Raw genomic sequence first — 19,797 nt, 5'->3', positions numbered from 1 at the left:
ACCAAATCCGCCCGGGTACTTTCCATAATATTATGATGAATAGGAGACTTACTTAAGAGTATGAGAACAAAAATAAATGTAACGATCATTGTGCTATTGCTTATTTTCCAAAGCTTTTTTAGTGCAGCGCTGGCTTACGCAGACACTTCGACCGCGGCTGTACCAGAAAGCGCTGTAAGCGATACTGCGAATACAGTTATGGAAGATGTATACGGTATTCCGAACCCTGAACCATTAGAGGCACCTCCCAGCATAGCTCCCATGATTCAGGCAGCAGCCAGCTCAGTTCAAGCAGACAATATTTTAACCAAGCTGATCTTGACGGATGAAACCGGCCGTATCATTGATGCTGTGGATAATCCTGGCGTACGTGTGGACATTGGCGCAGCAGTCCAGCTGAGCTATGAATGGGAGATTCCGGACAATCAGTATAAAGAAGGCGATACCTTCACCTTTAACTTACCGGAACAATTTGAAATTTACACAGATATCTCGTCTCCGTTGATTTCAACAGATGGAGAGGTTGGTACTTTTACGGTAGATCGCCAAGGGAAAGTCATTATGACCTTTAACGATTACGTAGAGAATCATTCCAACGTAAGCGGAAAACTGCAAGTAAAAACCGAGTTCAGTAAGGAAGTTGCAAAAGGCAGCACAGAAGTCATTATTGCGACTCCAATTAAGATCGGGGTTCAAACATCCATCGTCAACATCAAACCCGTGTCCGGTCCCCCAATAAGTAAACAAGGAAAAGCTAACGGCAAAAACAAGATTGACTGGACCATTAATGTGAATACACAATTGGACACCGTAAAGAATGCGATCGTAACAGACCCGACTCCTCAAGGGCTGGAGCTGTTGCGAGACTCCTTCCAACTGTATAATCTGCAAGTCAATATTGACGGCTCGACGGTAGTTAAGGACCCAATCAGTGGGGACAAGTATACGCTCGAACCAGATCAAGCCGGTACGGGCTTTGTTATTCGTTTTAAAGACGAGAGCATTAGCCAAGCCTATCAGATTCAGTATTCCACAGATATTACAAGTGACGAAACCCGTTTCTCCAACACAGCTACTTTTTCGGGAGACTCTATGAATGGTGTCTCTGCTAACGCTACCGTGCAGGTTGATCGCGGAGAATTTTTGTCCAAGAAGGTGGAAAGTTACGACCCTGTTACACAAACGGTATCTTGGGTGATCAAGTACAACTTCAGCGAAAAGAAAATACCTGCCGACAAAGCCTTGTTAAGTGATCGGTTCAACAACAGTCAGGTATGGCTTCCCGATTCACTTGAAATATACAAAGACGACACTCAAGAGGTGCTTCCATCCTCAGAATATACCGTCTCCCCGGTTACGAATGATTTGGACAGCAACGGCTTTGATCTCCAATTCAACTCCGATGTGGATACTGCCTATACCATTCGTTATCAAACGAAAGCCAAAGAACGTGTATATCAAGATGATAAGGTAACGAACCGTGTGACTTCAGGTGGAGTCTCTAAGGATGCCACCGCACAACTTAAAAGTGGAATTATTATTAAAGAATCCAAGGAGCCAAACTACAACGCAAAATTCATACCTTGGGTTATTACCATCAATGAAGATCAATATACTATGAACGATATCGTCATCAAGGATGTATTTCCCAACGATGGCCTGGCCTTGTTGCCGAACACTTTGAAAATCCAATCCGCTGACGGAAAAACGGAACTTCAAGCCCCTGCAGATTATGAGCTTATTCCGTTATCACAGGATTATAAACAAGGGTTTAATATCATTTTCCATGCACCAATTCAAGATACTTATACGATCAAATATTCAACCACATTCAATAATGACTGGAAGAAAGATACGACGAAGCCAGAGTTCTGGAATAAATCCGTCATTGAATGGCAGCAGGACGGAGATTCAAAATCTGCAGAAGCAGACGCGCGGCTCTTTCCGGATATCATGACACAACAAAATGGAGCCAAGCAAGGAAGCTACAATGCCAGCTCCAAGCACATCACATGGGACATTAAGGCCAACTATAACCGTAAGACCCTGAAACAACCGGAAATAAAAGATCCATTGCTGCAAGGTCAGAAGCTACTGCCAAACTCCGTTAAAGTGTACGACATGACACTGAATGGATCGAGGAACGGCGTGGAAAAGGGCTCCGAATTACCAGCAGACCAGTACACACTTATTCTTCCATCCGAACAAAATGGCAACACGTTGCGTATCCAATTTAAAAATCAGATTCAAACCCCATATTGGATTACGTTCCAAACCACGCTGGAAGGAGAACTTATTGAAAAAGAAATCCGCAATAAGGCCCTTTTTCTGGATGGAGAAAATATAATCTCAGAATGGTCAGCCCAAGTAACCTTACCTCACGGTGGAGAATATGTTTCTAAAAGCGGCAGCCAGAACGGGAATAAAATTAACTGGCAAATCCGTATAAACGAAGGACAGTCTCAAGTAACAAATGCCAAAATTGTGGATCATCCCAGCAGCAATCAGATTCTGATCGAGAATTCCTTTCATCTGTATTCAACTGTGGTGTCTGAAAACGGGAAGGTTACCAAGAGTACAGAACTAACCAGGGATCGTGATTACAAGCTCATTTTCAAGCCAGATGCTCAAGGTCAGGAAACTTTTGAGCTTGCTTTCACGAAGGAGATCTCCTCCGCCTTTATCCTGGAATATCAAGCGTTCATTGATGCAGCTGACAAAGAAAAGGTGAGCAACAAAGTAACCTTTGAAGGGGATCGCTTAACGACAGAACAGAAGGAGACGAATCAAGAAATTATTGTGCGGACTTCTTCCGGCTCCAGTTCAGGCAGCGGTATTAAAGAAAGCCTCGAAATTACAAAGGTTGATCAAGATGAGCCTGATAAGGTACTGCCCGGAGCAAAATTCGCGCTCTATGATAAAGCGGAGAAAAGAGCCCCAATCATTCAAACTACCAATGCGGAAGGGAAAATTGTGTTTTCTGCATTGCTCCATGATGATTACATCTTGGAAGAGCTTGTAGCTCCCCAAGGCTATAAAATAATGGATAGTAAGCTTGAAATCAAAATAGACGATACGATCAAACAAAGCGCGGGCATAAAGAAGGTTGTGGTAACCAACCAAAAAGAAAACAACACAGATCCAGGTACACCTACCAATCCGGGTACACCTGGTACACCTACCAATCCAGGTACGCCTGGTACACCTACCAGCCCGGGTACGCCTGGTACGCCTACTAATCCAGGTACGTCTACCGGCTCAGGATCAGGCAAAAAACGCGACAAGGAGCCTGAAACAACAACTACGCCGTCTATATCCGTTCCTTTAGTGGACAATAAAGAACAGACTGTGGATGGTGAGAGCCCAGTAACTGTGGATGATGTGAACCCGGTATTAGATAGCATCGTGCCTGAATCTACACCTGACAAAAAACAGACGGATGATGATGGGGGCCTGCCAACGGGTGGCATTGTGCCTGAATCTACACCTGCACCGAAAGCAAAACCGAAATTACCAATCATTAAACCTAATAAGGAACCTAATCCTCCCGTGGAAAGTGATGACGACTCTCTGCCTCGTGGTGGAATCAAAGTTCCTGCTGATGTACCGAAAGATCCGAATGTTTCACCATTGGCAAATAAATTGCCACAAACAGGAGAAAACAGCCCTGCTCCCTTCTATTTAACAGGTCTAGCTATGATCATTTGTGGCGCGTATCTGAAATATAGACGGATGGGCAAAAAATAAAAATAATCATACCCTCCCTTTCTCAGACTACACTATATGGGAAAGGGAGGATTTTTAAAATCAGTATGTGATACACCTTACATAAGTTAGGGAGGTTTTTTAGATTGCGTAAGCTATCATACTTGTTCATCGCCTTGGGAATACTCATTATTTTGTTTCCTAAAGCCAATGAATGGAACGAAGATCGGAAGCAGAGCGAGCTTTTGAAAGAGGCAGAAGTACTGAACCCTAGCATTATCGACGGCTATAAGCGCTTGTCCAGCAAGCTTGCAGAAAACACGAGCATCGAAACCACACGAGGTCCTTCGGTACCCGCAAATGAAACAGGTCCTAAGCAACTCCCCATTGCCACCATTAGCATTAATCGCATTGATTTGAAGCTTCCTGTGCTGGAGGGTGCAACTCGGGATAATATGAAGCACGCATCTGTACATATGTCGGAAACGGCAGCTCTGGGTCAGACAGGAAACGCCGCCATAGCAGCCCACCGTGCGCGTACAGCAGGACGTTTATTTAATCGGCTGAACGAGGTAAAGATTGGAGATAAAATCATGATTAATACCAAGGGTGAACAATATAGTTATACAGTCTATAAAATTTCGATTGTCGCTCCTACAGACGTCTCCGTTCTGAAAAGCTTTGAAAATCAAAAGCTGCTCACATTAATTACATGTGACCCTCTTGTAAATCCGACACATCGCCTCATTGTTCAGGCCCGACAAAGCACCTAAAGCTGGATCTGTTCGCCATATCCGAACACCCTTTGCTACTCAGATTTACTTAATTTGCAGCGTAGGGGGTATCTCTATTTCATTGGACAGACTCTTAGTCCGTTGAATATATTACTTCCGGGAAAGAAGGAGGGATGCTATAAACGCCCGAACATGAATACAATATACAGTAATCTTTATACAGTAATCTTTAGAAAGGAGACTTAAATAGAGTATGAGAAAAAAATGGAATGTAATGATTATTGCATTATTACTCATTTTACAAAGCTTTTTTGGTATCACCCAAGCTTATGCTCAAATCCCTGCCCCGGATCAGCCGGAGATTGCCGGAACCGAGGCAGGGCAAACCGTTACAAATGATGTATATGATATCGTAGTACCCGAAACAGAACCAGTCATAGAACCAGAACAGCAGAAGCCTCCTTCCCTACCAGCTCCTGTTGTTCAGGCAGCGGCCACCACGAATTCTGAAGAAGCTGCTCAAGCAAGTATTTTAACGAAACTTACCCTGACCGATGCGACTGGTCAAGTGATTGATGCGGTATACAATCCCGATAGCCGCTTGGACATTGACGATGCAGTCCATCTCATTTATGACTGGGAGCTTCCCAACAATACGTACAAAGCCGGAGACACTTTTACTTTTCAATTGCCCGAGCAATTTGAAATCTACACAGATATCTCCTCTCCTTTGGTTACGACAGATGGAAATGTTGGCCATTTCACGGTAGACCGCCAAGGCAAAGTGGTCATGACTTTTAACGATTACGTGGAGAGCCATTCCAATGTCAGCGGAAAACTGGAGGTTAAGACCGAGTTCAGCAAGCAAATAGAAAAAGGCAGTACAGAGGTCATTATCGCCATCCCGATCAAGGGTGGCGTACAAACAGCAGTCGTAAATATCAAGCCTGCGGCAGGCTCTTCCCTGGATAAGCAAGGGAAAGCCAATGGAACCCATCAGATTGATTGGACGATTGACGTAAATAAACAATTGGATACGGTTCAACATGCTGTAGTCACCGACCCGACTCCCCAAGGATTGGAGCTGGTGAGGGATTCTATCCGGTTATACCATTTACAAATCAACGTGGATGGTTCAACCTTGCTGCGTGATCCGGTGGATAAGGATAAGTATACGCTGGAAGCCGATTCGGCTGGTACCGGCTTCATCATCCGTTTTAAAGATGAAAACATCCGCAGCGCATACCGAATCCAATACTCCACTAACATCACCAGCGAAGAATCCCGTTTTTCCAACACAGCCACTTTTTCAGGCAGCAATACGAAAGACGCTTCTGCAACAGCTACAGTAACCGTTCAACGCGGCGAATTTTTGTCCAAAAAAATGGAGCAATACGACCCGGTTACTCAAACGGTATCCTGGGCGATCAAGTATAATTTTGGCGAAAAGAAAATTCCCGCCGGGAAAGCTGTGTTAGCTGACCGTTTCAACAAAAGCCAGCAGCTCGTGGCCGGTTCACTTAAAGTGTACAAAGGAGCTACTTCTGAGGAACTTTCTTCCTCCGAATATACCGTCTCACTGGTTAGCAATGAAACGGCCAACGGCTTCGATTTACGCTTCAACTCCGATGTGGAGGAAGCATACACGATCCGTTATCAAACCAAGGCGGTAGATCGTGTACTTAAAAATGAACGGATAACGAATACCGTAACGTCTGATGGAGTAACCAAAGATACCACCACTGAGCTAAAAAGCGGGGTCATTGTCAAAGGCTTCAAGGAACCGAACTACAACACAAAAACGATTCCCTGGGTTATTGCCATCAATACGGATAAATACACGATGAATCAGGTTGTGATCAACGATACGTTTCCGAATGGCGGTCTGGCTCTCTTACCAGATACATTAAAGATCCAAAGCGCGGACGGAAAATCAACGCTAACATCACCAGCAGATTATGAACTGATTCCTTTATCGCAAGACTATAAGCAAGGATTCACGATACGTTTCCATAAAACGATCCAGGACGCGTATACCATCAGCTATTCAACAACATTTAACAATGAATGGAAAAAGGATACGAGCAAGCCGGAGTTCTGGAATAAAGCTTCCATCTCATGGGTGCAAAATGGAACGCCCTACTCTGCTGAAGCCGAAGCCCGGCTATGGCCTGACAATCTGACACAGCAGAACGGTGCCAAGCAAGGAAGCTATAACGCTACCTCCAAGCACATCACATGGGACATCTTGACGAACTATAACCGTAAAACCCTGAATCAGGCTGAAATAAAGGATACGCTACAGCAAGGTCAGAAGCTGGTTCCCGGCTCTGCCAAAGTGTATGACATGACACTGCTTGGATGGTGGAATGGTGTGGAAAAGGGAGCTGAACTGTCGGCAGACCAATACACCCTTGTTCTTCCCACCGCTGATAACGGCAATGAGCTGCGTATCCGTTTTAATGAACAGATCAACACTCCCTACTGGATCACTTTCCAGACCACATTAGAGGGAGAGCTTATTGATAAAGAAATCAACAATAAGGCTCTGCTGATGGATGGAAAAAACATGATGACTGAGTGGGCAGCCAAAGTAACTGTGCCTCATGGGGGAGAATACGTTACAAAAGCCGGTAGCCAGAATGGTAATAAGATTGACTGGCAGATCCGGATCAATGAAGGGCAATCTTATGTCTCCAACGCCAAAATCGTGGATACACCCAGCAGCAATCAAATCCTGATTGAAGATTCCTTTCATTTGTATTCCACCAAAGTATCAGCCAACGGAGAAGCTGCCAAAGACACTGAATTAGTCAAAGATCAGGATTATAAGCTGAAAATTACGACAAACGATCAAGGTCAGCAATCCTTTGAGCTTGGCTTCACACAGGCCATTTCATCCGGCTATATTTTGGAATATCAATCTTTTATTCAAGCGGATGATAAAGCGAAAGTGAGTAACAACGTCTATTTTGAAGGCGACCGCTTAACTACGGAGCTGAGAGAAACCAGTAAAGAAATCATCGTGCGGACATCCTCCGGTTCAGGTTCAGGGGGAGGCATAACAGGAAGCCTGGAAGTGACCAAGGTTGACCAGGATCATCCTGACAAGGTGTTGCCTGGAGCACGCTTTGCACTCTATGATAAGAACCAAAAAAGAGCCCCGCTCATTCAAACTACCAATGCAGACGGGAAAATTTTGTTCAATTCATTGCTGTATGATGAATATATTCTGGAGGAACTTGCGGCTCCAGCAGGCTATAAAATAACAGCCTCGAAGACAGCGGTCAAAATAGACGCCACGGTTAAAGAAAGCTCAGGTATTAAGCAGATTGTGGTAACTAATGAAAAAGAGACCCCTGTCGATCCGGGTAAACCTACTGATCCGGAAACGCCTACGAATCCAGGAACGCCTACGAATCCGGGTTCAGGTAAAAAGCACGATAAAGATCCTGAACCCACAGAAACGCCGAATGTACCCGTTAAGCCAGTAACCAATGAGCCACAGATCGTTGAAGATGAAGATGTGCCATTGGGTGTTCCAGAGATTGTGCAGCCTCCTGCAGAACCCGATGCGCTGCCGGAATCGCCAGAAATTGATCCTCCTCAGAAATCGTCTCCACCTGTAGAGATTGAAGATGAACCCATACCCAAAGGAGGCATCAAGTTCCCTGTTGAGGACCCCGAGGACCCAAGTGATCCAGGTCGTACTCCGCAGGTAAATAAATTACCGCAGACAGGAGAAAACAGTCCTGCTCCCTTCTATTTGAGCGGAATGTCTTTCATTCTTCTGGGTGCCTATTTGAAATACAGACGGATGCATAAAAATAAAAGAATTAAATAATCAAATAATCAAATAATCAAATAATCCCCTTTCTCGGCTTACACAAAACGAGGAAGGGGAACAACTATCAATGATATGAGTGGTGACATGAACTTGAATTTAGCTCAAAACTCCTACATGCTCTTATGTTTATTGATCTTAAACCTGATCGTATGGACATGCCTTGGGATTTTTTTAAGGTCTGTATTTGTGGAAAGAACTATGCTAAGGAAACTTGCTTACCAAGACCCTGTAACAGGTTTGTTCAATCGGAATGCGCTCAACCACTTTTGGCAGCAACATAAAGGCAAAGAAAGCACTGCTATTTTATACATTGACCTGGACGGCTTCAAAGCCATTAATGATGCTTATGGACACAAGGTTGGCGATATGTTGTTACATGAAGTTAGCCTTCATCTGCTACAAGTCATGAATGCGAACCAAAAGGCTTTTCGAATTGGAGGGGATGAATTTTTACTCATTATAAAAAATTTTGATTCCGACCAGGTAAAAATTTTGGCGCAACTCCTCCTAAGAAAAATCAGCAGCGCCTACAGCATTCATGGACACAGACTATCTGTCACAGGAAGTATTGGTATTAGCTTGAATCCATCCCAGAAGGACAATCTGCAGACATTGCTCAAAGAGGCGGATATCGCCATGTACCATGCCAAACGAATGGGAAGAAATCGTTATGCCGTGTATTCCAAGATTAGCCGGAAACAGAGCAGCTCATACAACACTACACGGATCAAAAACCTCGCAAAAGACATTCGAAAGCGCCATAATGTCCATGTCAAAAAACAACCTGCACCTCTATAAGCCAGGAAACTATCCAAACCCGGCTGAGAATATAAATCAGGCGGGTCATTCCTGTTGATTTAAGGAACACACCCGCCAATAAAAACTTCCTTATTCAGTTTTACACCTTTGCAATCAGCTTGAAATCGTCAAAGTGGAATCCCGGAGCAACGACACAGGTTACCAGCACAGGCTCATCCCCAAGCGGACGCGCCGTTTGCCATACTGTGCCCGGCACCAGCGCTTGTGGATGCTGTCCTGCCTCCACATCGGCACCGACAATAATCACCGTTTCTTCACCAGGTTGTTCTCCGCTTCCACCCAATTTCAACTCCACAGGGCTTCCGCTATGATACAGCCACAGCTCATCCGAATGCACGACATGCCACTCGGAGAACTCGCCCGGATGCAGCAAAAAATACGTCGATGAAGCTGCAAAGCGCGGACCGGAATACACATCCGGCAGTACAGGCTTCGGAATTTGAAAATGGGACTTCCACATTTCTTTGTACCAGCCGCCTTCCGGATGGGGCTCCATGCCCAATGCGGTTACCAGCGGTGAAATAGCTTTCGTCATTGTACTAACCTTCCTTTACCCTAAATTCCTTCTCCCCTACTGTAAAACATAGCGTTGCTTTTGTCACGTTTCTCCCTTGGAATGTCGAAGGAGATTATTTTATGTCAAATAAAATAACATTAATTTATGCATTCATGCTCGTTTACATGTGAAAATTCCGGTTCACTCATGAATAATTACATAAAAATATATTTTACGTGAAGTTTTATGACATAAAATCTTGTTTTTTATTGTAAGCTTATAGTATCATGAGAGAAAATTTTGAAATTTTGATAGAGCTTGATCATGCCAGCCAATCTACCAAGCTATGTATCCAAGCCTGAAAGGGGTGAGCCTTCTGATCCAGTTTCGCAACGTCAACAAGCATTTTGGTCACTTCCATGTACTTAAAGACATCAATCTTCAGATTAAGGAGGGCGAGGTCGTCGTGATCATCGGACCCTCCGGCTCGGGTAAAAGCACCCTGCTACGCTGCATCAACCGTTTGGAAACCATATCGGACGGGGAACTGATCGTCAACGAAATACCTGTACATGACAAAAAGATTGATATTAACGCCTTCCGGCGCAATATCGGTATGGTATTCCAGCATTTCAATTTGTATCCCCATAAAAAGGTAATCGAGAACATTGTACTCGCACCCATGAAGGTGCTGGGCATCTCAAAGAAAGAGGCTACCCAAACAGCCATCACCTATTTGAAGCGTGTTGGAATCGAGGAAAAAGCACAGAGCTACCCCGCCCAATTGTCCGGGGGACAGCAGCAACGGGTTGCTATCGCCCGTGGCCTCGCGATGAATCCAAAGATCATGCTGTTTGACGAGCCTACCTCCGCTCTTGATCCCGAAACCATTGGGGAGGTACTGGATGTTATGCGTTCGCTCGCCCATCAGGGCATCACTATGGTCATTGTGACTCATGAAATGGGCTTTGCCCGTGAAGTAGCGGATCGCGTCATTTTCATGGACAAAGGACAGATTTTAGAAGACAGTCAGCCTGCCGAGTTTTTTCAGAATCCGGGTGAAGAGCGGGCACGCCTGTTCCTGAGCCGTCTGATTCATCATTAAGCAGACCTTTAAATGGAGTCAGGATTTTTGCAAACTCCTCTGGAGTGTAAATTCAGAATGTAAATCGAAAGGGGATTGTTCAAATGAGAAAAAGATATTCATGGAGTGCCCTTATGCTGCTTACGCTGTCCTGTCTACTCGTTTTGGCTGGCTGTGGAGGCAAGCAAGGAACGGCAACGTCGGGGAATGAGGCGGCGGCAGCCAACGGGCTGGAAGCCATCAAGCAACGTGGCAAGCTGGTTGTTGGGGTGAAATACGACACCAAGCTGTTCGGTCTGAAAGACCCGGCTAGCGGGGAAGTAGAAGGCTTTGATATCGACATTGCCAAGGCGGTAGCCAAACATATTTTTGGAGACGAAACCAAGCTTGAATTGAAGGAAGTCACATCCAAAACACGAATCACCTTGCTGCAAAACGGGGACATCGACGCCATTATCGCAACCATGACCATTTCGGACGAACGTAAAAAGCAGGTTGATTTCAGCGATGTCTACTTTAACGCCGGGCAATCCCTGCTCGTGAAAAAAGGAAGCCCGATTACCGGTCTGGAGTCCCTGACCCCGGCTACCAAGGTACTCGCAGTTAAAGGCTCCACCTCCGCCAAAAATATACGCGAAAAAGCACCCAAAGCGACTATACTGGAGTTCGAAAACTACCAGGATGCATTCAACGCACTCAAGGCAGGTCAAGGGCAGGCGTTGACCACCGATAACTCTATTCTGCTCGGCATGCAACAACAAGACCCGAATTACACTCTTGTAGGCGGGAACTTCACTGAGGAACCTTACGGCATTGCGGTGAAGAAGGGACAAACGGAATTGCTGCAAGCCATTAACGATACGCTCAAGGAACTGAAAAGCAACGGTGAATACGATAAGCTCCACGAGCAATGGCTTGGGGTTAAACCCGAATAATGGGGGTGTCATCCGCAGATGCTTACTTTTGATATCAACGTACTTTTCGACCATAGCGACCGCTTCATAGAAGGCTTGCTTCATACCGTTCAAGCCAGTGTCATTGCCTTGATCGGAAGCTTTATTCTGGGCGCGATCATCGCTATCCTCCGAATTGCGCCCTTTAAATGGCTTAACTGGATTGGGACTGTCTATGTAGAGGTCATTCGTAATATCCCGTTACTGATCGTTGTATTGTTCTTTTATCTGGGACTTCCCACTTTGGGCGTTCCCTTGGACGGGTTTGTGTCTGGAACGCTTGGCTTGACCGTGTACACAGCCTCCTTTATTGCAGAAGCGATACGTGCCGGTATCCAGTCCGTACCGAAGGGGCAATTCGAAGCCGCACGCTCCTCCGGGCTGAGCTACAACCAGACGATGATCAGTATTATTTTGCCACAAGCGATTAAAATTGTACTGCCTGCGATTGGCAACCAGTTCATCAATCTGGTCAAAAACTCTTCCGTACTAGCTATAGTAGCCGGACTGGACCTGATGTATTATTCGGATCTGATTAACTCGGATACCTTTATGCCCATCACCGTCTATGCCATCACAGCGTTGCTATACCTTACCTTGACGGTTCCACTTAGCTTTCTTGTCCTGTATATGGAGCGTCGCCTGTCCAAAACATCCTAAGGAGGGAAGCCCGTATGGATTTCAGTGGTATGTTTGCATGGCCTAATGTGCGTTTTATACTGGAGGGCTTCCTGCTGACGCTGGAGGTCTCCGTTTATTCCATCATGTTCAGCTTCGTGCTCGGTATCGTGTTCGGTATCCTGCGCTATACGCGCTTACCTGTCATTTCACAAGTAGCGGCCTTTTTAATCGATCTGATTCGCAATCTTCCGTTATTGCTCATTATCTTCTTCATCGGTATGGTCTTACCGTCCATTGGTCTTTCCATTTCACTTAAATGGGCAGCCATTACGGGCCTGTCGATCTTCGAGGGTGCCATGATCGCCGAGATTGTCCGTAGCGGTTTGAACTCCGTTCATAAAGGACAGATTGAAGCCGCACGGTCCTCCGGGCTGAGCTATTCCAGAACGTTATGGCATATCATTTTGCCGCAAGCGCTCCGCCGTATGGTGCCGCCCATCGTCAGCCAGTTCATTTCCCTGCTCAAGGATACTTCTCTCGCGGTCATTATCAGTCTGCCGGAGCTGACACATAACATTCAGATTGTCGGCGGTCAAAATCAGTCCTTCGTCATTCCTGCTCTGCTGTTCGCCGCTTTCCTGTACTTCGCTGTCAATTACAGCATGTCGCTGCTTGCACGCAGGCTGGAGGTGCGTACTCATTAGCATTCATTACACATAGCTTGATCAGGGCTGCCGCCAGCCTGAACGTTCTGTCAGCACAGCATGTATTTTTTCAATCAGCCTCTTGATTGCTTCTCCCTTGTAACGGTCTGACCGATGAATCAGCTCCAGCCGAACCTCGGGTACTCCCCGTGAAATAGGTACTGCACAAAGGGATGAACGGTCCAGGGATGCTGCGAGGGATTTGGTCTGGATAGTCACTGCGAGTCCCTCCTGTACCCAGCGCAGGATCGCAGGAATGGAATGGGTCTCCATCGCAGTGGTAAAGGGATACCCTCGATCACAGAAGCATTTTTCAATGTGCCTTCTACCCGGATGATCCCCTGGCTGCATAGCCCAAGGCATGTGCCTCAATTCGTCCAGTGCAATCGAAGAACGGTTGGCAAACGCATGTCCTGCCGGGACAATAAGACAGTAGCTCTCCGTCCGAAGCGGTAGCTGGACGAGCCTTTCATCCATACCTGAGTGCAGCGTAATGCCAAGGTCCATCCGGTTATCCAGCACCTGCTCCAGCAATTCAAAGGATGGGTGGATGTGCAGACTGATTTTAGGAAACAAACGATGAAAATCCATAAACATCTCTTGCAATGGTTCCTCCAGCTCCGGCAACGCGATACCGATCCGTAAGCTTCCCCGTTGCTCGGTGCGAAGCTCCTCAATGGAAGCTTTCGCCTGCTGTAGATCCTTGAGCGCATGAGCGCTGTGCTGTAGCAACAGTTTTCCAGCCTCTGTCATTTTGATCTTTTTGCCTGCACGATTAAAGAGGGTCATCCCCAGTTCTTCCTCCAACGCCTTAATTTGCAAACTGAGCGTAGGCTGGGAGATTCCGATCTTTTCAGAAGCTTTCGTAAAATGCAGTTCCTCACATACGGCTATGAAGTATTGAAGCTGGCGTATTTCCGTCTTATTTCTCTCCCTTCGAAATTCCGCAGATGGTTACATTAAAAGGCTAAAAGAAGCACGAGATCGGATCACTCCGGTTCGCGCTTCTTTTTAGATTATTGTGCTACTTCTGCTTTTTCCGCCGTCAACGTAATATTGGCAAACGTGTCTGCACCATACTCCTTGCCACGGGTAATGTCGTAATTGGCTACCCGGTTATTCAGAGCCTCCAGCGAATAGCGGAATAACGTCGGTACGATTGGAGCTTCCTCACTCATATACGCCTGCCACTGATTATATATATCTTTACGATAGTTGTCGTCAAAGGCTTTGACCGACACGCCTTCCTTCAACAGCTTATCATTTTCTTCACTCGTAAAGCGCGAATAGTTAAAGCTGGCTCCCCGTCCATACAGCCCACCAGGATCTACATCTGAACCTGTTCCCCATGCGCCGCCAAAAATATCGATGCCGGGATCATCCTTTTGCACACGATCATAGAAAGAATTGAACTCCAGTAGACGACCGTCCACCAGCTCCACATGAAGCCCGACATCCTTCCAGTTTTGCAAATAGAACTTCGCCAGTGATTCGGCTGTCGCATCCCCGCTCATCGCTGCATAATGGAGCACCAGCTCCTTACCCTTAGGGTCCTCACGGTAGCCATCTCCATTGGTATCCACATATCCTGCCTCGTCCAGCAGCTTTTTCGCTTTGTCCGGGTCATATGTGATGCCCTTCGCGTTCGTGTCATGATATCCCTTAAAGGCAGGCGGAATCAGGGACGTTGCCGGAACCCGAAGCCCGTGATAGAGCTGCTTGCCGACCTGCTCATTATTCAGCGCATAGCCGAGCGCCTGACGCAATGACTTGTTCGCCAGCTTGGCGTTCGGGTCCATAATATTTAGACTCTTGGCCTGATCGAATTTGCCCAGTTTAAAGCCTACATAGCTATAAGACAATTCCTCCTGACCGAGAAACTGTACATTTTTCGGATTGCTGGCTTCATCGTAACGGGTGGTTGGATAGCTGGCCCAGTCAATTTCTCCGCTTTTCAGCGCTTCTGTAATGACATTCGGGTTCACAACCTTCAAATGAAGGCCATCCAGCTTGGGCTCACCGTGAAAATAATCCTTGTTTTTGACAAATTCCACAGATTCACCTGTGACCATAGATTTAATTTTGAACGGCCCATAGCCAATCGGATTTTTACGGACAGGATCAGATCCAGCCATATCCTTCACGGGAATGTTCTGAAACACCTTTTTCTCCAGTGGCGTAGACCAGAGTCCCGATTTCACCGATGGATTAGGCTCCTTGAACTGAATGGTAACCTCTTTCTCATTCAACACCTTGATGCCGGAAATCGTTTTGGCCTTGCCCGCGTGATATTCCTCCATACCCACAATATTCGTCATAAAGCTATCGTAACGCGGACCCTCGTAGTCCTTGTGACCGATGACTTCATAGGAAAAGGCATAGTCCTCCGCCGTTACGGGATTACCATCTGTCCAGTTCAGCTTGGGATCAATTTTGACAGTCACCGCCTTATTGTCTGCGGAAAAGGAAATCGTCGCCGCTCCTTTATCGTCAATATTCAGATTGGAATCAATCGAAAACATAGAAGGGTAGAAAAATTGGAAGACTTCAAAATCCGGGTTTCCATCATAAAATACAGGGTTCAAAATTCCTTCAAAAGGGGTATCGGACACAAGTGCATAATTGATGACACCGCCCTTAATCGGTGCCTTATCATTCTTGACCGCCTTCGCCAGCGCTGTCGCATTCACCTGCTTGCTGTCTGATCCTGAGCCGCCTGTACCATCAGACGATTTTCCTCCATTTGAAGCGGAAGGCGCGCCGCTGCATGCGGCCAGAGAAAGCACCAAAATTGCAGATAGAACAGGCAGAATTCCTTTTTTCCAGCGTTTAACCATTGTAAGCCCCTCCTTGTCATTGTCCTTATTATGGAACTTCGATTAACCCAATCGTTGTCTGGCATCCGTGGCGCGTTTGAGCGCCTGGCCGATAAAGTTGATCGCCAGCATTAGCACCAAAATAAGTAAAGATGCAGGCAACCACATCCACCAGCTATTCTGTAATACATCCGGGTCATTGGCGTAGCTCACCAGCGTACCCAAGCTTGGCGTGGATTCTGGCAACCCAAAGCCGAGATAGGAAAGTCCAGTTTCAATCCCGATATTTCCCGCGAGGCTGAGCGTCAGATTGACGATCACGACCGAGCTGAGATTGGGCAGTACGCCAAACCAGATAATTTTCCAATTGGGTGTGCCGAGCGTTTTGGAGGCCTGCACATAGTCCAGCTCCCGCTCCGACAGTACCTTGGCTCGAATCAGACGTGCTTTTCCAATCCACAAAAAAGCGGTCATGATGAAAATAAAAGATCCTATGCCGCTCTTGGGGACAATACTGACGAATACGATCACCAGCATCAAAAACGGAAGCACCAGGATAAAATCAATGATCCGCATGATGATGTTATCCACCAAGCCGCCATAAAAACCGGCCAGCAGTCCCAGCGTCAAGCCGATGGCAGCGGATAATAGCGTAATCGTGAAGCCAATCGTGAAGGAATTACGCGCCCCAATGACCAGCTGACCGAAAATATCTCTGCCCGCCCGGTCCGTGCCCAGCCAATGCGCCGAGCTTGGAGCTTCACGGATCGCGCCCAAATCCACCGTCGTAACTACATCCTGATTCACAAACAGAACGGATGAATAAATAAAGATCAAAAACAAAACCACAAACGCGATGGACACCAGCGCCGTTTTGTCACGCACCAGCTCGCGGCGCAGTACAGACCAGCTGGATGGTGATTTACGAATGATCTCCGGCGTGAAAACCTCCTCCACCTGTATGGACACCTTACATCCCTCCCCTTCCTTCTGAAGTTGTTCGTTATTCGATCCGAATGCGGGGATCGACCTTGCTCAGGATGACATCAGACAAAAGGGTCCCCAATAATGCCAGGAAGCCGGAAATCATCACCAGCGCGGTCACGACTGAAAAATCACGTTGGGTGATAGACTGGAGAAATAGCTGCCCCAGCCCCGGATACCCAAAGATGGATTCAAGGAAAATGTTGCCCGCAATCACTCCCGTCAGGTCATAGCCCAAAAAGGCGGCAATCGGCAGCAGCGAATTTTTGAAAATATGACGGGAATAGATTTTCCCCTCGGGTACCCCTTTGGAACGCGCTGTTTTCACAAAATCCTTTAACCGTGTGTCGATGACCTCATTACGCAAATACTGAATCGTGGCTGTTGTACTAAGCAATGCTCCTGTAACCGCTGGCAATATGAGATGGTAAGCCTTGTTGATGTAATATGCCGAGGTTCCCGGCTCCACGCCCACATCCACACTGCCGCTGGTCGGAAACCAGCCGAGCCTGAAGCCGAACACGTACAGCAGCAGCAACGCGAGTATGAATAAGGGGGTCGCAAAGCTGAGATAGGTATAGCCAACCACGGTTTTGTCCAGCGGGCTATGCTGATAACGTCCACTGAGTACGCCAAGCGGAATCGCGATCAGATACGTCAAAATCAGGATCACCACGCCCAAAAAGAACGTGTTTCCCAGACGGCTACCGATCAGATCGGTGACGCCGATTTTATGTACATAAGATTTTCCCAAATCCCCATGAGCCAATTGGGCAAGCCAGTTGCCATATTGTACCCACACCGGATCATTCAGCCCCAGCCTTTGCCGTTGCTCCTCCAGCGCCGCCGGATTCAGATTGGGTGTCGAGGTTATGAGTCCTGTCAGGGCATCCCCCGGCATGGCCTTTGCCAGAAAAAAGATAAGTATGCTCAAAGCAAGCAGCTGAGGGATCATGATCAGCAGCCGACGCAGTGTAAATTTCCACATATTTTGTCCCCCCTTTATGGTAAAGCGACTTGATGGGACGAGCTTACCGCTTTTAGCGCAAACGGCTTGCCGTTCTCATCCAGATGTTTGGGCAGCTCTGTTTTGTAGGAGGACAACAGCGTTCGCCTTTTTTGAGCATTGTCCAGCCGCTTGGCAGGATCTATATTCGGAATGGTTGCAATAAGACGCTGGGTATACAAATGCTGCGGATGCTCATAAATATCCTGTTCGCTTCCCTGTTCCACCAGACGCCCCTGGTACATAATCCCGATTTGGTCGCACATATGGCGGATAATACCGAGGTCGTGGCTGATGAATAAATACGTCAAATTAAATTCCCGCTGCACATCCTTCATAAAATTAAGCACCTGTGCCTGAACGGACACATCCAGCGCTGATACCGGCTCATCGGCAATGATCAGCTTTGGATTTAATGTGAGTGCACGCGCAATGCCGATCCGCTGCCGCTGTCCCCCGGAAAATTCATGCGGATATTTGTAGGCCGCATCGGCGTTCAAGCCGACCTTTTCCAGCAGCGTCTGAACTTTTCGGCGTTCCTCCTCACTACTCAGCTTTTCGAAATTCCGCAACGGCTCGGCGATGACATCCAGCACACGCTTACGCGGATTGAGCGAGGAATACGGGTCCTGAAAGATCATCTGAATGTCTCTCCGCAGCGGATGGAGGTTGTTACGGCTTAAGGCCGTTAGGTCATCTCCGTTAAAAAGAACTTGCCCGCTCGTCAGCTTATTTAGACCGATGATCGTCCTTCCTGTAGTCGTTTTTCCGCAGCCGGATTCTCCAACCAGCCCGTACGACTGACCCGCCTCAATGCTGATGGACACACCATCCACTGCTTTTACCTGATCGACCACACGCTGGAAGAAACCACCGCGCACCGGATAATGGACTCTCAGATCATTTAGCTCCAGCAGTGCCATGAGCAGCTTCCCCCTTTGCCTCGTCTTCAAAATGAAAATGCTGATAACATGTACAGCGGACCCAATGCCCGGGAGAAATCTCACTTAAATGGGGATGATCCTCATGCGTTTCATGCTGAATCCAGGGGATACGTGGAGTAAAGCGGCAGCTATTGCGGGGAATATCCTGCAAGGAAGGGACGATTCCTCCGATGACGTGCAACGGTTCTCCCTTGGTATGTGATCCCGGCATGGATGCGAGCAAAGAGCGCGTATACGGATGCTGGGGCTGTCGGAACAATTCAAAAACATTGGCGCTTTCCACGATTTCTCCGGCATACATGACCACCACGCGGTCCGCCACCTCTGCCACAACGCCAAGATCGTGCGTAATCAGGATAATGCCGCTTCCAGTCTCCTGTTGAAGCTGCTTGAGCAAGTCGAGAATTTGAGATTGAATGGTTACATCGAGCGCTGTAGTCGGCTCGTCTGCAATAATGAGGGCAGGACGACAAGCGATGGCAATGGCGATCATCACACGCTGCCGCATCCCCCCTGACAGCTCATGCGGATACTGGTCGTATACACGTACGGGATTCGGAATATCCACACTCTCCAGTAATTCCAGCACACGCACCTTTTTCTGCTTCGTAGAGAGGGTCGTATGATAATTGAGGTTTTCCTCAATTTGCTTACCAATGCTCATTAGCGGATTCAGTGCTGTCAGCGGGTCCTGAAAAATCATGCCGATGCCTGCTCCGCGGATTTTGTTCATTTGCCCTGTGGAGAGACGATTCAGATCCGTGCCTTTAAAAAGAATCTGTCCCTCCACGCGGGTACGCTCCAGATCATGCAGCTGTGCTATCGAAAGCGCCAGCGCGCTTTTGCCGCAGCCGGATTCCCCGACCACAGCCAGCACCTCATTGGGGTTGACCGTCAGATCGAGATGGTCAACTGCGGGGTAATATTGATCCTTAATGCGAAAAGATACCGTTAACCCTTTGATCTCCAACACCGGCTCGATACTCAATGTGTGTGCTTCCTCCGTTCTCCATGGCCTTGTCCTGCTTATGCACGCCACGCTTGATGTTAAACCTCTCATCAACATTACATACCGATTTAGTCG

15 protein-coding genes are annotated in these 19,797 nt (G+C 47.2%); 8 read left to right on the top strand and 7 right to left on the bottom strand.

What is annotated here, in order from left to right:
* Positions 1-60: 60 nt before the first annotated feature.
* From ABIA61_RS19165 to ABIA61_RS19150, 4 genes are all read left to right on the top strand, one after another.
* Positions 61-3,747, top strand: a complete 3,687-nt coding sequence (locus tag ABIA61_RS19165) for a collagen binding domain-containing protein (protein ID WP_404581129.1) — start codon at positions 61-63, stop codon at positions 3,745-3,747.
* Between the two features lie 104 nt (positions 3,748-3,851).
* Positions 3,852-4,478, top strand: a complete 627-nt coding sequence (locus ABIA61_RS19160) for a class D sortase (RefSeq protein WP_283654297.1) — start codon at positions 3,852-3,854, stop codon at positions 4,476-4,478.
* Positions 4,479-4,692: 214 nt separating this feature from the next.
* Positions 4,693-8,283, top strand: a complete 3,591-nt coding sequence (locus ABIA61_RS19155) for a collagen binding domain-containing protein (RefSeq protein ID WP_404581128.1) — start codon at positions 4,693-4,695, stop codon at positions 8,281-8,283.
* Positions 8,284-8,376: 93 nt separating this feature from the next.
* The gene (locus ABIA61_RS19150) at positions 8,377-9,084 is read left to right on the top strand and encodes a GGDEF domain-containing protein (RefSeq protein ID WP_283654295.1); all 708 of its coding nucleotides are present in this window, start codon (positions 8,377-8,379) and stop codon (positions 9,082-9,084) included.
* A 100-nt stretch (positions 9,085-9,184) separates the two neighbouring features.
* On the opposite strand, the gene ABIA61_RS19145 is transcribed toward ABIA61_RS19150, so the two are convergent.
* Positions 9,185-9,640, bottom strand: a complete 456-nt coding sequence (locus ABIA61_RS19145; protein ID WP_283654294.1) for a cupin domain-containing protein — start codon at positions 9,638-9,640, stop codon at positions 9,185-9,187.
* Positions 9,641-9,947: 307 nt separating this feature from the next.
* On the opposite strand from ABIA61_RS19145, the gene ABIA61_RS19140 reads away from it, so the two are divergent.
* The 4 genes from ABIA61_RS19140 to ABIA61_RS19125 all read left to right on the top strand — a co-directional run bounded on the left by ABIA61_RS19140 (position 9,948) and on the right by ABIA61_RS19125 (position 12,963).
* Positions 9,948-10,706 (top strand): amino acid ABC transporter ATP-binding protein, encoded by a 759-nt coding sequence (locus tag ABIA61_RS19140; RefSeq protein WP_044647746.1) that lies wholly within the window; start codon positions 9,948-9,950, stop codon positions 10,704-10,706.
* An 83-nt stretch (positions 10,707-10,789) separates the two neighbouring features.
* Positions 10,790-11,620, top strand: coding sequence for a transporter substrate-binding domain-containing protein (locus tag ABIA61_RS19135; RefSeq protein ID WP_283654292.1), 831 nt, complete (start codon positions 10,790-10,792; stop codon positions 11,618-11,620).
* Positions 11,621-11,638: 18 nt separating this feature from the next.
* On the top strand, positions 11,639-12,298 hold the full coding sequence (locus ABIA61_RS19130) for an amino acid ABC transporter permease (protein ID WP_283654291.1): 660 nt from the start codon (positions 11,639-11,641) through the stop codon (positions 12,296-12,298).
* Positions 12,299-12,312: 14 nt separating this feature from the next.
* Positions 12,313-12,963, top strand: a complete 651-nt coding sequence (locus ABIA61_RS19125) for an amino acid ABC transporter permease (RefSeq protein ID WP_283654290.1) — start codon at positions 12,313-12,315, stop codon at positions 12,961-12,963.
* A 21-nt stretch (positions 12,964-12,984) separates the two neighbouring features.
* Here the strand turns inward: ABIA61_RS19125 and ABIA61_RS19120 are convergent, their stop codons facing one another.
* From ABIA61_RS19120 to ABIA61_RS19095, 6 genes are all read right to left on the bottom strand, one after another.
* Positions 12,985-13,878 (bottom strand): LysR family transcriptional regulator, encoded by an 894-nt coding sequence (locus tag ABIA61_RS19120; RefSeq protein ID WP_283656174.1) that lies wholly within the window; start codon positions 13,876-13,878, stop codon positions 12,985-12,987.
* Between the two features lie 101 nt (positions 13,879-13,979).
* Positions 13,980-15,800: an oligopeptide ABC transporter substrate-binding protein gene (gene opp4A / locus ABIA61_RS19115; RefSeq protein ID WP_283654289.1), complete on the bottom strand. Its 1,821-nt coding sequence runs from the start codon at positions 15,798-15,800 to the stop codon at positions 13,980-13,982.
* A 42-nt stretch (positions 15,801-15,842) separates the two neighbouring features.
* Positions 15,843-16,742 carry an ABC transporter permease gene (locus ABIA61_RS19110; protein WP_192512264.1) on the bottom strand — a complete coding sequence of 300 codons (900 nt, stop codon included), beginning with the start codon at positions 16,740-16,742 and terminating at the stop codon, positions 15,843-15,845.
* A 40-nt stretch (positions 16,743-16,782) separates the two neighbouring features.
* The gene (opp4B, locus tag ABIA61_RS19105) at positions 16,783-17,751 is read right to left on the bottom strand and encodes an oligopeptide ABC transporter permease (protein WP_044647740.1); all 969 of its coding nucleotides are present in this window, start codon (positions 17,749-17,751) and stop codon (positions 16,783-16,785) included.
* Between the two features lie 14 nt (positions 17,752-17,765).
* Positions 17,766-18,692, bottom strand: coding sequence for an ABC transporter ATP-binding protein (locus ABIA61_RS19100; protein ID WP_404581127.1), 927 nt, complete (start codon positions 18,690-18,692; stop codon positions 17,766-17,768).
* Positions 18,670-19,701, bottom strand: a complete 1,032-nt coding sequence (locus ABIA61_RS19095; RefSeq protein ID WP_404581126.1) for an ABC transporter ATP-binding protein — start codon at positions 19,699-19,701, stop codon at positions 18,670-18,672. Before ABIA61_RS19095 ends, ABIA61_RS19100 begins: the two co-directional genes overlap by 23 nt.
* Positions 19,702-19,797 lie beyond the last annotated feature (96 nt).

It is taken from the genome of Paenibacillus sp. RC21 (assembly GCF_044907935.1).
In the GTDB taxonomy this organism is placed as follows: Bacteria; Bacillota; Bacilli; order Paenibacillales; family Paenibacillaceae; genus Paenibacillus; species Paenibacillus terrae_A.
This window is presented reverse-complemented; position numbering and strand designations above follow the sequence as displayed.